The sequence below is a fragment of the Alteromonas sp. 38 genome, from assembly GCF_902506055.1.
GTDB classification, from domain to species: Bacteria; Pseudomonadota; Gammaproteobacteria; order Enterobacterales; family Alteromonadaceae; genus Alteromonas; species Alteromonas lipotrueae.
The window spans coordinates 268,198-281,958 of record NZ_LR733300.1; the positions used below are offsets into that span (position 1 = coordinate 268,198).

Here is a 13,761-nt window from a genome sequence, read left to right on the forward strand (position 1 = left end):
AGCCAACAAATTTCAAGCAAAGTTCAATAGTTATACAGGTATTATGACGTTTTCGCACTGGAAACAGGAAAAACAATAACAAATTCTACACCACTACCTACTTCGCTGGTAATTGAGATAGAGCCATTGAGCGCTTGAGTGACTAAATTGTACACTAAGTGCATGCCTAATCCAGACCCCCCTTGTCCACGTTTTGTGGTTACGAAAGGGTCGAAAATACGTTTACGAATATCTGTTGGGATCCCGATGCCGTTATCCCGATACACTAACTTTAGCTTGTTTGTTGTAATTAATTCAGCACAGATGTCAATCTGGCCTTTTTCTATGTTCTCAAAGCCATGGATAACCGAATTCATAATAAGGTTAATAATGATTTGATTAATAGGACCAGCCTTCGTTTCAACGCATAAGGTAGGGTCGCAATCTACGTTGATGTTGTGTTGTAATTTTTTTAAGCGAGGCTGTAACGACAGTAGTATCTCATTAACTAGCTGTGCAAAGCAAAAAGTTCGGCTACTTTCGCTCGATTGATCTACTGCAACCTGTTTAAAACTGGAAATTAGCTCAGCAGCGCGGTTCAAATTGCGATAAATGATGTTTAAATTTTCATGACTTTCATCCATGAAGCGTTTCATGGCACTGGCCTTTAGCGTTTTATTCTCAAAATCCCTTTCAATAACCGCGAGTCGGTCGAGCATCATAGTAGAAGCTGTAACGCCTAAGCCAATGGGGGTATTAACTTCGTGGGCAACCCCCGCAACCATGTCGCCCAACGATGCCATTTTTTCATTTTGTACAATTTGGCGTTGAAACTCATGCAGCTTTTCAAGCGTTTGAATTAATTCTTGGTTAGCGTCTTTCAACGCATTAGTGCGTTGGCTTACCATTTCTTCTAAGCTGGCATTCAGCTTTCTGTGCTGCTCTTCGGCTTGACGCTGTTTGTGCATGTATTCTTGTATGCGAGATAGCATAATATTCACATCATCAGACAGCACGTTTATTTCTTTAATATTGGACGGTTCTGCTCGTGCCGAATAGTCTCGCTGTCTAGAGGTGCGCTGTAGGAAAAAAGAGAGTTTTTCAATAGGAACAGTGGCACGGCGTTGAAAACGCAGTGCTAACAAAAAGCTGAATATCAGTAAGAAAAACATAACCCCAAGGTTAACCAGAACCGTTTTGATAATGTGCTGGCCAAACCCGTCTGCAGACATACGAAGGTAAACCCACCCCAAGACTTCGTTGGTCTCTTGGTCAAAAATTTTACGACTACTTTCTAAGTAATCATTTTCGTCTGTAAGCAGGGGGGTTTGATCTAAGTTGGTTAGCTGTTTTTGCTTTCCAGGAATAAGTAGTTGTCCGCCTTTGTTGTAAGAGGCAAAACGTTCAACGGCACTTGAGGTGTTAGGCTCATCCGGTAAGCTTTTATAAATATGTACGTTTAACACTTTGTCAGCAGAATCTAAGAATTGCAAAGATTCTTCCACCAATGCCTGGCTAGAATTTTTAAGCGGGTTGGCAACCACGTTAGCAGTCATCTTAGATAGCAGGTTTGCGCGGTTATCCAATTCGTGTCGATAGGCATTTATTTGGGTGTAGATAGACAAACCGGAGGTGCTAACCAGCGAAATTGCGGCGATGGTCATGACCACCCACAAAAATAAACTTCGTATAGAAAGTTTTATAGCCCGATCTGTCATGCTAAATATCAGAATTTCTAATTAAATGAACGCTCAATAATAGTGGCGCATTCTTTAACAAAAAGAAAGAAACGCCGTACAAGACTATAGAGGTCGCTTACTTAAACGAACATAGATTCGTAAAGTTTAATGTATTCATCTGCAGCTCGTTCCCATGTAAAGCGGGTATTCATGCCCCTTTGCTGCATTTCTCTGAACTTTACTGGGTGTTCATAATAAAACAGCAAAGCGCGACGAATACAAGCAAGCAAGGCTTCAGGGCGTGGCTGTTCAAAAACAAAGCCGGTAGCGTCTTCGCTATGGCGGTTGTCCACCACAGTGTCTTTCAAACCACCTACCGCTCGCACAATAGGAATGGTGCCGTAGGCCAAACTGTACATTTGATTTAGCCCACAAGGCTCAAACTGCGATGGCATTAAGAAAAAGTCGGCGCCCGCTTCAACAAGGTGAGCGTGCTCGGAGCTAAACCCATTAATAAAGGCGAACTGAGAAGGGTTATTTTGCGCAAATTCACCCAAATCCATACACATTTTAGGATCGCCGGTGCCTACGATAACGATTTGCACATTATGCTGAACCAGTTCATCAAGGATAGGCAGAATATAGCCAAAACCTTTCTGCTCGGTGAGGCGGCACACCATACCAATAAGCGGAATGCTCACATTCGTCGGCAAGCCAGACTTTTCTTGCAGTGCGTGCTTGCACGTTTGCTTAGGCAGTAAGTTGTCTGCGTCATAATGTTCTGGCAAAAACGTATCTGTAGCGGGGTTCCATTGTGTATAGTCACACCCGTTTAATATGCCGGAAAGGTCGGTTTTGCGTCTAACCAAACGCTCATGCAAGCCGTGGCTGCCTAGGTCGGTTAACAGCTCTTGTGCATAATGGGGGCTAACGGTGGTTACCTTAGTAGCAAACTCGATACCCGATTGCAGCATATTGATATAACCGCCGTGAACCTGTGCCAGTATGCCGGGGTGATGGCGAAGAAATGGCACTTTTTCAAGTAGGTTTACCCCTTGGAACGCGGCATTGTGAATAGTGAACACGGTACGGGTTTTATCGAAAAAGCCTGTGTTGTCGAAAGCCGTCAAGTAGGGCAGCATGGCCGTATGCCAATCGTGGCAATGGATAACATCTGGCGAATAATTGATAGCTTGAAGGGCAGCTAATACTGCGCCGCTAAAGAAACAAAAGCGCTCGCCATTATCTTCATAGGCTTCGTACGCGTTGGAATACAAGCCTTCACGCATAAAGTATTCCGGGTAATCTACAAAGTATACGGGTAGTCCGTGCCAATCCATAACTCGCACTTCGAAATTATATACTTTGTATTCGGTGAACAACGTTTGTGTTTCACATGCCGTGGGTAAGTCTAACGAGTCTGCCAATACCTTGTAGTAAGGCATAACAATAGCTACGTCTTCTCCAGCCTCTTTCAATGCAAGTGGAAGTGCTTTGCCTACATCTGCTAAGCCACCTGTCTTTACCAGTTCTTCTACTTCAGAGATAGCGAATACAATTTTCACACGAACGCCTCGTATTATATGAACGCGCCTATGGCCTCTGAATGGGCTCTATAGCTGTTGCGCGAATTAGGGCTGACATATATTCAGCCCCATATATCGAATATAGGGGGAATTTATTTACGTTAGCACAGGCTTTAGCAAAAGTGCTATTACTATGCAGCCTGATATAACGAAAATTGTGTGGTTTGTGCAGTGGTTAACACGCGTGGGAAGTGTTCAGATAATAGCCCCGGGTAGGGCAGGAAACGGTTAGCAACCATTTGCAAAGTGCCATTTTGACTTAGCATTTTACGGGCATCTTCAATAAATCGCTTAGTAATGGTGTAGTCGGTTTTAAGTCCGGTATGAAACGGCGGGTTGGTGACAATATGCTGTACTTTACCCTCGATGCCATACAAACCATTCGCAGCATGCAAGGTGGCTGATTGACCATTGGCCGCTAATGTCATCGCGCTGGCATAAATTGCAAGGGCGCTAATATCAGACAGCTGCATTTTTAGGTGAGGGTAGGTCAGCATTAAGTAACTAGCAATTACCCCAGCACCACAAGCAAAGTCTAATACGTTGCCGCTCATACCCGAGGTATGTTTTTCTAGTAGTAGTTTAGTGCCCTTGTCGAGTTCGCCATGGCTAAATACGCCAGGTAAAGAGCACACAGGCCAGCTTGTATTGCCAATTTCATACGTGTCGGTTTCAAGCCAAGCTTCTGGTTCAAATGCTAAGTGAGGCTGTTCAACAATGGTGGTAATTAAACTGCAGTGACGGGCAGAGTCCACTTTATGCGTAACCCCGTAAGGTTGCATGAGTTTAGCCGCGCTTTTTATACCGCCTTTGTTTTCGCCCACAACGTGTATGCGGCCATTTTGACCCACCATGCCTGCTGCCATGCGCAGTAACATTTGAAAATGCGACTTTGATTTAGGCAGAAAAATTAGCACGTCAGTATGGGTGTGTTCATTGCGCATAAAAGGCGTAAAGTAATGGGTGTGCGGCCCCACTTTTTGCACCACCTCAAAACCCTCTTTCGTGATATCTCGGCTATCAAAACTGGATGAAGATATCACTCGAACACATTCAGAAAATATGTCGAAGTACTGGTGCATTACCGTTACATTTTTATGCTTAAGTGCATCGAGGAAGTAGGCATCAGAAGGATTGATAAACAACCATTCGCCTTGCTCAAAAATGTTGATGTTGCGTTCTAAAAGTTGGCTTTGAGGCGTTAAAATCATTACTGCGCTCGCTCGTAAATAAGATCCCAAACACCGTGGCCTAGCTTTTGACCACGGGTTTCAAATTTAGTGATAGGTCGATATTCAGGGCGAGGCACATAGGTACCTTCTTGTGCAGTATTTGCATAACCTGAAGTTGCATCCATTACTTCGGCCATGTGTTCTGCGTAAGGTTCCCAGTCGGTAGCCATATGGAAACAGCCACCTTTTTCTAATTTGGTTAGCACAAGGGCAGCAAACTCAGGCTGAACAATACGTCGCTTATGATGGCGCTTTTTATGCCAAGGATCGGGGAAAAACAATTGAAGTCGAGATAATCCACCCTCTGGGATCATATTCTTAAGCACTTCAACCGCATCGTGATCCATCACGCGCAAATTGGTTAAGCCCTGTTCGCCAGCTTCAGCTAAACAAGCGCCAACGCCTGGGCGATGCACTTCAATGCCAATAAAATTTTTCTCAGGGGCAGCCGCGGCCATTTCAACTAATGATTTACCCATACCAAAGCCAATTTCAACCACAACAGGCGCGGTTCTGCCAAATAGAACTGATAAGTCCAGTTCGGCATTTTGGTAGTCGATACCCATGGTTGGCCAAAATTCTTCAATGGCACGGGTTTGCGCTTTTGTTAAGCGGCCTTCGCGCTTTACAAAGCTTTTAACTTTACTTACGTGAACACCAGCGGCTTCAGCCTCGGCCTGGCTTTTGAATTGCCTCATTTGCAATACCTTTCTTGCCCCAATTTACTGGTGGCGCATTATCCAGTTAGCGGCATGTTATGCAACGCTATAATTAATAAAAGCGCAATAAAATGCGGTTTTTTTAAACATCTATACAATTGCTAAGCAGTGTAGCAAGCTTTTCGGGTTGTTCCAGAAGCATCATATGGCCTGCATTTTCAATCTTGTATATGTTCGCGGAGGCGATGTTATCTGCCATAGCTTGTAGCAAAGCAAGCGGTACAACTTCATCGTCAGTTGCTGCAATAATATTGACGGGCACCTTCGATTTCGCCAACGCTTTTACAAAGTCTTCCCTTGGCGATGTGGCTTGCGTATGAGCCAGCAAAGTATTTTTGCCTAAATCTTCTGCCATAGATTGTACAACGCCCATTACATCAGGACTTTCCTGATGAGTTGGATGCACAAAACGCGTAAAATAGGCAGGGTTTTCTGGCTTGAAGTCGCCACTGTTTAGCATAGTAACCAGCTGTTTGCGCCTCGCAATCTCTTCTTTCGATAAGCCTTTGGCATCATATCCAATAAGCGTAATAGACGCCACGTGCTCCATATTCTGCGATGCCCATAGCGCGGAAATGTAACCACCCATGGAGAAGCCCACAAGATGTACTTTTTCATCTTGAATAACACGGTCGGAAGTGAGCGCTAGCATGTCGTCTTTGGTGGCTGCCCACTGTAAGGGTACATAGCGACGTTGAGAAATTTTCATGCGTTGCCAAACGGGCAACCAAACACGTTCATCGCATAAGGTTCCGGGTAAAAATAGAACAGGGGCGCTGGTGGTCACAAAGACTCCTAAAATACATTTATACCTTCACATGCTAACATAGCAGGCCATTTATCAATAAAACCTAATGGCTATTAAATGTAGCTAACGGTCATTCACTGCGCAGTTTTTATGACAAATACGGTTACCCCAAACACTTTTGCTGAGCGAGTACTTGCTTGGTACGACATTCATGGCCGCAAGCACCTGCCATGGCAACAAGATATTACCCCCTACAAAGTGTGGGTATCTGAGATTATGCTACAGCAAACGCAAGTCACCACCGTCATTCCGTATTTTGAGCGGTTTATGCAATCTTTCCCCAGCGTGGTGGAGCTAGCCAATGCAGCGCAAGATGACGTACTGCATCATTGGACAGGTTTGGGCTACTACGCCCGCGCTAGAAACTTACACAAAGCGGCTAAGCAAATTGTAGAGGATCACGGTGGTACGTTTCCTGACAACATAGACGATGTAATAGCATTGCCTGGAATCGGACGCTCTACCGCTGGTGCGGTATTATCTATTTCACGCAATCAACGTCACCCTATATTAGATGGCAACGTAAAGCGTGTGCTTGCTCGCTACTACGCTGTTGGTGGCTGGCCTGGCCAAAAAGCGGTTGAAAATGCGTTATGGGAAGTGGCAGAAAAGAATACGCCAGAAAAACGCAGTGCCAACTACACTCAGGTGATGATGGATTTGGGTGCTATGGTATGTACGCGTAGTAAGCCAAAGTGTGATGAATGCCCGTTACAGCACGATTGCTTAGCGTATGCCCAGGGGGCGCAAACTGAATTCCCAGGTAAAAAGCCCAAGAAAGCCATTCCAGAGCGAAGTACGTTACTTATAGTGCCATTGTTCCAACGACAGGTTTATTTGGAACAGCGGCCTTCTAGCGGCTTGTGGGGCGGTTTATATGGTTTTATTGAAGCACAAGATATAGAAAGTGCTGAAGCTGAACTTGCCAAGCGAGGTATTGAAGCCAGTTCATTTGAAACCCAAACAGCCTTTAGGCATACCTTTAGCCATTTTCATTTGGATATAACACCGGTGTTTGCCGTGGTAAACTCTGTACCCAGAAAGCAGGTGGCAGAACAAAAAGCCCAGTGGTTTATGTTTAACGAACCTATTGAAGTAGGTTTAGCTGCCCCGACAAAGAAAATCATTCAGCAATTAGTGCATGTGCTTTAGCGCATCGAATAGGTTAAGGACATACAATGAGTAGAGTGGTATTTTGCCAGCGTTTACAAAAAGAAGCCGACGGCTTAGATTTTCAGCTTTACCCTGGTGAGCTAGGAAAACGTATTTACGATAATATTTCAAAAGAAGCATGGGCCGACTGGCAAAAGAAACAAACCATGCTAATTAACGAAAATAAGTTAAATATGATGGAACCTACCGCCAGACAGTTTTTAGAACAAAGTATGTCGGCTTACTTGTTCGACGGCGTAGAGCCTACCATTGAAGGCTATGTTCCGCCTGAAAAGTAATCAAAAAAGCGTATTTTGCATAAACAATGTGCAAACGGTAACAAAACCGAAAAAAAACCGACAAAAACGGTTGACTTGTTAGTCGGAAATCCGTTTAATACGCACCCACAGCGAGACAGGCAGTAAACGCCCAAACGCTAAAAGATTTTGCCTCGATAGCTCAGTTGGTAGAGCAGCGGATTGAAAATCCGCGTGTCCCTGGTTCGATCCCGGGTCGAGGCACCATTATTAGAAGCCCTTGCAGAAATGCGAGGGTTTTTTTGATCCAGGGCTTACGAAGTCAACGGCACACGCTAACGTACCCCTGCGGCTGCGCCGCGCGTTACAATCCCGGGTCGAGGCACCATTATTCAATCGTCTCCATTTTCGAGACAAAGCTGTCTCCTTATACATAACCAATCCCGCTATCGAAATTTATTATTGCAATAACAATGCATACACATACTTTTGTGTAAAAGCCTTTCCTATTAGTTTCGTCACAAAAGTTTCATCAAAAAGTCTGTCTACTTTTTTCAGCTACTGACTCATTACATGTGTTAACCGTGCGCACCGGAACATCTCACTCTAACTTTGCACAACTAGGATCACACATGAAAAATCAATTTGCCAAAACCACACTCTCATTGAGTGTGTTGGCTGGATTAACGGGTGTTACGCCTGTAACAGCACAGCAGTCATCAGTTGCCGATGAAAACGTTGAAGTAATTGAAGTCACTTCTTTTCGTAGCTCACTAATTAGAGCGAAAGATTTGAAAAAAGATGCCATTATCTCCCGCGATACAATCTTGGCAGAAGATATCGCAGACTTTCCAGACCTTAATTTGGCCGACTCTCTGCAGCGAGTACCAGGGATTACCATTACCCGGGAAGGTGGCGAAGGCCGCCAAATTTCATTACGCGGCCTAGGTCCCGATTTTACACGTGTTCAAGTAAACGGTATGGAAGCCATGGGCACGTCTTCATCACCCATGGATGCCCGCGGCGGTGTAAGTCGCACTCGTGGCTTTGACTTTAATGTTTTCGCATCTGAGTTGTTCAATCGAATTGACATTAGCAAAACCTACTCAGCCGATCAGGAAGAGGGCGGCATTGGCGGAACGGTCGGGCTATTTACCGCAAAACCATTCGATTATGACGGGTTCAAAAGTGCGTTGTCGGTACGAGGCGGCTACAACACGAATAGCGAAGAAACTAACCCTCGTATGGCTGGGCTTATTTCGAATGTCTGGAACAAATTTGGCGCCTTGGTTTCCGTAGCTTACAGTGAACGTGAAACTGCCGAGTATGGAACCAATACTACACGCTGGCGCCGAGAAGGTGGAAAAACTGCTGCGGATCCAGCAGATACCGACCTGCAAGCTGAGTTAGATTCAGGTGAACTTTGGTTTCCTCGTGGTCATCGCTTTTCTCGCTGGAACAATACTCAAGATCGCTTAGGAGTCACTGCCGCATTCCAATACAAACTGTCTGATTCTTTTTCACTAACGTTAGACATCATGCATGCAGAGTTAGAAAACAATACCGATGAACATCACTCTGCAGTGAAAGACAACAAGGTTGTATCTGATCTTATATGGGAAGAAAACGACGGGCAAAAAGAAGTCGTTTACGCCTTGTATGAGAATGCAACGTGGCGTAACGAGAACTCTCGTCGTTACAATGAGTCGGAATTTAACCAATATACGCTTAGTATGGACTGGACAATAAACCCTGAGTTCTATGCCAGTGCCGTTATTGGAACAAGTTCATCTGACTTTGATCAGCCTGAAGTTATAAAATCGAATATTCATGCCAAAGGCATCGTGGATATCGCTACAGACTTCAGACAAGATCGCTTCTACGGTATTAGCACTTCGTCTGACTTCGATACTACGCAACTCGATGGCTACGAGATGAAAGATATCTACCTGCAGGAAAACTACATTACTAATGATTTTGACACAGCAAAAGTCGATTTCACCTACCTCGTGGGCGATACAGGAGAACTCCAATTTGGAGTGAACTATAAAAAATTCGAGAATTCTGCTTACCAATTAACCCAAAGCAATGCGCAAAATATTGCACCTGAAAATACCGGCGTCACCACACTAAATGATGTTCTGGTTGAAGTGTATAGTGAACATCCCAACACCAGCTGGCTTCAAGGTGATTTAGACGCATTGCTAAACTTTTATGGGCTTAGTGGCTATAACATTGATGACAGTGAGCTTACACGAAATGACAAATCGCCAGTAACAGAAGAAACGTTGGCGATGTACGTGCAATACGGCTGGGAGAACGAGTTTGCAGGTAAGCCGCTGCTAGTAAGTGCTGGGTTGCGATATTTTGAAACAGATATTACGGCGGCCGGTAAATCATCGGGTGCCGCCATAGAGACCACCCGTTCGTACTCAGATGTTTTGCCTACTATCAACCTCGTTTATGAGTTGCAAGAAAACGTGTTATGGCGTGCATCGGCAAGCAAAAATATAACCCGTCCGTCCTTGGGGGCGCTAAGCTATAACGCGTCAGTCTCGCAAACATCGGGGGATGCGATTACCAGCGTGACGATGGGAAATCCAATGTTGGAACCCTTTGAATCGAACAATTTGGATACCGCGTTTGAGTGGTATTTCGATGACGTTGGTTATGCCGCAGCTGCCATTTTTTATAAAGATATCGATAATTTCATTGTCGATACTACCAGTGAAGTTGTGTATTCATCATTGGGCTTACCGGCAGAGTTGCTACCTGTAGATAAAACCGTCGACAGTATTTTTTATTTACAGCGTCCAGAGAATATGGACGCATCGAAAATTAAAGGGGTGGAGTTAACTTTCTCTCGCGATTTAGATTTCCTTCCTGCACCATTTAATCATTTAGGTGTTATTGCAAACTATACCTATGCAGATGGTGATGCTCTGTATCGCAATATCTATGGCGAAGAGGGTAATGACCAAGAAAAAGCGTTCACGGGATTATCGAAAAATAGTTATAACTTTACGCTGTACTACGAGCAGGAAGGCTGGGGCGCTAGAGTGTCAGCGGCATACCGTAGTGCATACCTTACTGGCGCGTCTTCCAGTGGCGATCAGGATGAATCAGGTTATCACGGTACAACATTCATCGATTTCTCTTCATTCTACCAACTAACCGACACTATTAAACTGAGCTTTGAAGGCATTAACCTCACCGATGAGCGTCAGGAGTTATATAGCGATTCTCACGATCGTGCATACAATACCACGACCAGTGGGCGTACTTATATGCTTGGTGCAACCATGCAATTTTAAACTAAGTAGCATACCAGGCTTGCCTGGTATGCTTTTTCCAATGGACGTTTAAACAGTAATGAAAAAAGTTTTAATGATAACGTTTACGAGCGGATTGCTTGTCTTATCAGCGTGTGTATCGGTAAACCAGCAACACAATGAAAGCCGTGCTTTTGTTCCTGAAGATGGAAAAACCTGGCTAGCCGGTGACCACCATATTCACGGTAAATATAGCGCACGATGGAACTGGAAGACTCAACCCCCTTCGCCGCTCTTATTTGGTGACGCCCATTATTTCACTGCATTGAACGCCAAAATGGCAGCATTTCATCAATTAGATTGGATGGTAACAACCGACCATGGTGGTCCAAATCACAGTGCAGTAAACCGAAATTCAGCGTACCCGGAACTGGTTGCCTCCAGAGCCGCCATTCCAGAAATTATGCAGTTTTATGGTATGGAGTTCGACACCCCAGGCGCGCGACACAGTACGCTGATTATTCCAAAAAGTGAGAAAGAAGCCGACCAACTTTTTGAGTTGGAAAGTCAGTACAACCGCAGAGAAATTTACCCTGACGAATCTCCCAGAGACACGCAGGCTTCTATGCTTACCGCGTTAGAAGCTATGCAGAATATGTCACCACAACCGCTATTGTCAGTGAATCACCCCGCGCGAAAGGCTACTGACTTGAATGTGTACCAAAAGGTTACACCGCAAAAAATGCGGGAGTGGCAGGATATTGCGCCAGACGTGGTCACCGGTATGACCGCGATTCCCGGGCATCAAGCTGCATCAATAAACCCAGACGGCACGAATAATCCGAGAGCGCCTCGCGCAGAGTATTTTGGCTATCCAACCCATGGCGGCACTGACCAAATGTCGGCCATTGTTGGAGGAGTTTGGGATAAATTACTGGCTGAAGGCAGAAAATGGACGGTCACCGCTGTTTCTGATAGCCATGCACATTATACCGAAGGACGTACAGATTTTTGGCCAGGAGAATACGCCAAAACGTATGTACGAGCGGCACGAGACTACGACAGCGTACTAGATGGTCTGCGCGAAGGAAATGTATTTATTGTTACCGGTGATTTGATTGACGAGCTGTATGTGAGTGTTGAACACGGAGCCAAGCGCGTTAACATCGGAGGTACGTTAGCTTTAGACGTCAATAATAAGGCGCCTATAACCGTTACTGTCGCGTTTCACGACCCGCAAGGTGCTAACTTCAATCGTCAATATCCGGCGGTTGAGCGATTAGATATAATCTATGGAGATGTGGTTGGCAAATACCCCCAAACAGAAAAAGCGCCTGTGAAGGTGATCCACCGTTTTTTTCAGCAAGATTGGGAAAGACAGGGAGCCTATAATGTTGTGCAATTTTCTTTGCCCGCACCTGACAACAATGCCTACGTACGAGTACGCGGGACCAACTTAAAAGAAGAATTGGAGCCAGAGGTTGATCCCAAAGGCGAAAATCCGTGGGATGATCTCTGGTTTTACAGCAATCCCGTATATCTACACCACCCCAATCATCACACTTCTCGTTACTGCAATGAATTTGTCACAGGCGAGTGCGATGATAAGTGACCATCATATTAATACAGCAGTATCGTCGTTAGACATGCCAGAAGAAACCCCCAGCTCTTCACTTCAAACGCTGATAAATTCAAAAGTCCTCAAGCAATACTTGCATAGGCATTCCGTTAACAGTGAAGAGGCGGCAGATCTTTATCAAGAGTCCATCGCTCGCGTTTTAGAGCAATCTAAAGCAACCGTTATTGATAACCCTCTCGCATACGCGTTTCGCGTAGCGAGAAATCTGCTTTCGAAACGCCAGCTTCTAGACACTGACAATGTTGATGAACAACAATGCTACCGACAAAATCCAGAGCTACACCTTGAAACACAACAACGAATCGAGCTCATTGCGCAAGTGATTAATGCGATGCCAGTCCAACGCCGGCGTGTTTTTGAAATGCGCCGTATTGAAGGCCAAAGCCGTCAAGCCATAGCGTCTAGCTTGAATATTTCGGCAGAAGCAGTAACAAAGCATATTTCGCGTGCAATGGCAGATATTCAACTGCATCTGGATAAAAGCAGGTAGATAATGACAAGCCAACAAGAAAAGACATACTTAGAGGCAGGTGAGTGGATAGACCGGCTCGCAGACGGAGATTTAGATGCGTTAAATAAACGTCGATTTATCCGTTGGTTAGATGAAAGAGAGCGACATCAAGAAGTGTTAGAAAGGATGATAGCAACTTGGGAAGACCCAGCAGTTCATGCTGCTTATTTAAACGCCCAAAAGTCGTCGAAAATCGCAAACCGAAGGCGTTCACTTGTGACATGGGGAAGTGCCATTGCTGCGTCATTACTTGTGATTGCGCTAGTATTTTCACGCTATCACGTCATAACCCCCTCAACCTCATCCCAATTAATTACTTCCGCGCACGAGGCACTAAGTGATGGTAGTGAGGTGCAACTACAACCCAAAAGTGAGCTAATCGTTCTATTTTCTGACGATACCCGCGCTTTGAACTTGAAAAAGGGGCAGGTGTATTTTGATGTGGCGAAAGACCGGGCTCGCCCGTTTGTAGTAAAGGCCGGGCTGTCTTCAGTGACGGCTGTTGGCACGGCGTTCAACATCGATAGGCAAGGGCAGCGTGTTGACGTGGTAGTACACGAGGGCATTGTAGAAGTTCGAGGTAAGGTCGATAGCGCGCCTGTATTGCTCAAGGCAGGCGAGAAAATAACAATTAATAGGGGAGTTGCAGAACCGGTGCAGCGTGTTAATTTGTCACAAGTGGTAGATTGGCGCACAGGCTGGATAGAAGTAGATGATGAATCTCTAACTTATTTGTTGGAACGATTGAACCGTTATTCAGATAAGCCTATTTTGATTATAGATAGCACTATTGGGAAACACCGGGTGGCTGGTCGCTTTAAACTAGAAGATACTACGCAAACGTTAGCGGTACTTAGTTCTCTCTATCAACTGGAGGTTGCTGATACTCGTTCAGGTTTCGAAATACGTCGACAAGTAAACTAAATT

General features: G+C 45.0%; 11 protein-coding genes and 1 tRNA gene. 7 read left to right on the top strand and 5 right to left on the bottom strand.

Annotated features, from left to right (window positions below):
• Window positions 1-41: 41 nt before the first annotated feature.
• From FLAVO9R_RS01120 to FLAVO9R_RS01140, 5 genes are all read right to left on the bottom strand, one after another.
• Window positions 42-1,697, bottom strand: coding sequence for a HAMP domain-containing sensor histidine kinase (locus FLAVO9R_RS01120; RefSeq protein ID WP_159528064.1), 1,656 nt, complete (start codon window positions 1,695-1,697; stop codon window positions 42-44).
• Window positions 1,698-1,798: 101 nt separating this feature from the next.
• Window positions 1,799-3,223 (bottom strand): glycogen synthase GlgA, encoded by a 1,425-nt coding sequence (glgA, locus tag FLAVO9R_RS01125; RefSeq protein WP_159528065.1) that lies wholly within the window; start codon window positions 3,221-3,223, stop codon window positions 1,799-1,801.
• A 152-nt stretch (window positions 3,224-3,375) separates the two neighbouring features.
• On the bottom strand, window positions 3,376-4,455 hold the full coding sequence (locus FLAVO9R_RS01130; RefSeq protein WP_159528066.1) for a methyltransferase: 1,080 nt from the start codon (window positions 4,453-4,455) through the stop codon (window positions 3,376-3,378).
• On the bottom strand, window positions 4,455-5,174 hold the full coding sequence (gene trmB / locus FLAVO9R_RS01135; RefSeq protein ID WP_159528067.1) for a tRNA (guanosine(46)-N7)-methyltransferase TrmB: 720 nt from the start codon (window positions 5,172-5,174) through the stop codon (window positions 4,455-4,457). The genes FLAVO9R_RS01130 and trmB overlap by 1 nt, the downstream gene beginning before the upstream one ends.
• A gap of 103 nt (window positions 5,175-5,277) precedes the next feature.
• The gene (locus FLAVO9R_RS01140) at window positions 5,278-5,982 is read right to left on the bottom strand and encodes an alpha/beta fold hydrolase (RefSeq protein ID WP_159528068.1); all 705 of its coding nucleotides are present in this window, start codon (window positions 5,980-5,982) and stop codon (window positions 5,278-5,280) included.
• 111 nt (window positions 5,983-6,093) lie between these two features.
• Here FLAVO9R_RS01140 and mutY point away from each other — a divergent pair, with 111 nt between their 5' ends.
• The 7 genes from mutY (at window position 6,094) to FLAVO9R_RS01175 (ending at window position 13,758) form a co-directional block, all read left to right on the top strand.
• Window positions 6,094-7,155, top strand: a complete 1,062-nt coding sequence (gene mutY, locus FLAVO9R_RS01145) for an A/G-specific adenine glycosylase (protein ID WP_159528069.1) — start codon at window positions 6,094-6,096, stop codon at window positions 7,153-7,155.
• 26 nt (window positions 7,156-7,181) lie between these two features.
• Window positions 7,182-7,454 carry an oxidative damage protection protein gene (locus FLAVO9R_RS01150; RefSeq protein ID WP_013785835.1) on the top strand — a complete coding sequence of 91 codons (273 nt, stop codon included), beginning with the start codon at window positions 7,182-7,184 and terminating at the stop codon, window positions 7,452-7,454.
• A 149-nt stretch (window positions 7,455-7,603) separates the two neighbouring features.
• A tRNA-Phe gene (locus FLAVO9R_RS01155) sits at window positions 7,604-7,679 on the top strand.
• Window positions 7,680-8,044: 365 nt separating this feature from the next.
• On the top strand, window positions 8,045-10,726 hold the full coding sequence (locus FLAVO9R_RS01160) for a TonB-dependent receptor (protein WP_159528070.1): 2,682 nt from the start codon (window positions 8,045-8,047) through the stop codon (window positions 10,724-10,726).
• A 73-nt stretch (window positions 10,727-10,799) separates the two neighbouring features.
• The gene (locus tag FLAVO9R_RS01165; protein ID WP_201299232.1) at window positions 10,800-12,296 is read left to right on the top strand and encodes a phosphoesterase; all 1,497 of its coding nucleotides are present in this window, start codon (window positions 10,800-10,802) and stop codon (window positions 12,294-12,296) included.
• Window positions 12,286-12,813: a sigma-70 family RNA polymerase sigma factor gene (locus FLAVO9R_RS01170; protein WP_159528071.1), complete on the top strand. Its 528-nt coding sequence runs from the start codon at window positions 12,286-12,288 to the stop codon at window positions 12,811-12,813. Before FLAVO9R_RS01165 ends, FLAVO9R_RS01170 begins: the two co-directional genes overlap by 11 nt.
• Window positions 12,814-12,816: 3 nt before the next feature.
• Window positions 12,817-13,758: a FecR family protein gene (locus FLAVO9R_RS01175; RefSeq protein WP_159528072.1), complete on the top strand. Its 942-nt coding sequence runs from the start codon at window positions 12,817-12,819 to the stop codon at window positions 13,756-13,758.
• The last annotated feature ends 3 nt before the right edge of the window (window positions 13,759-13,761 follow it).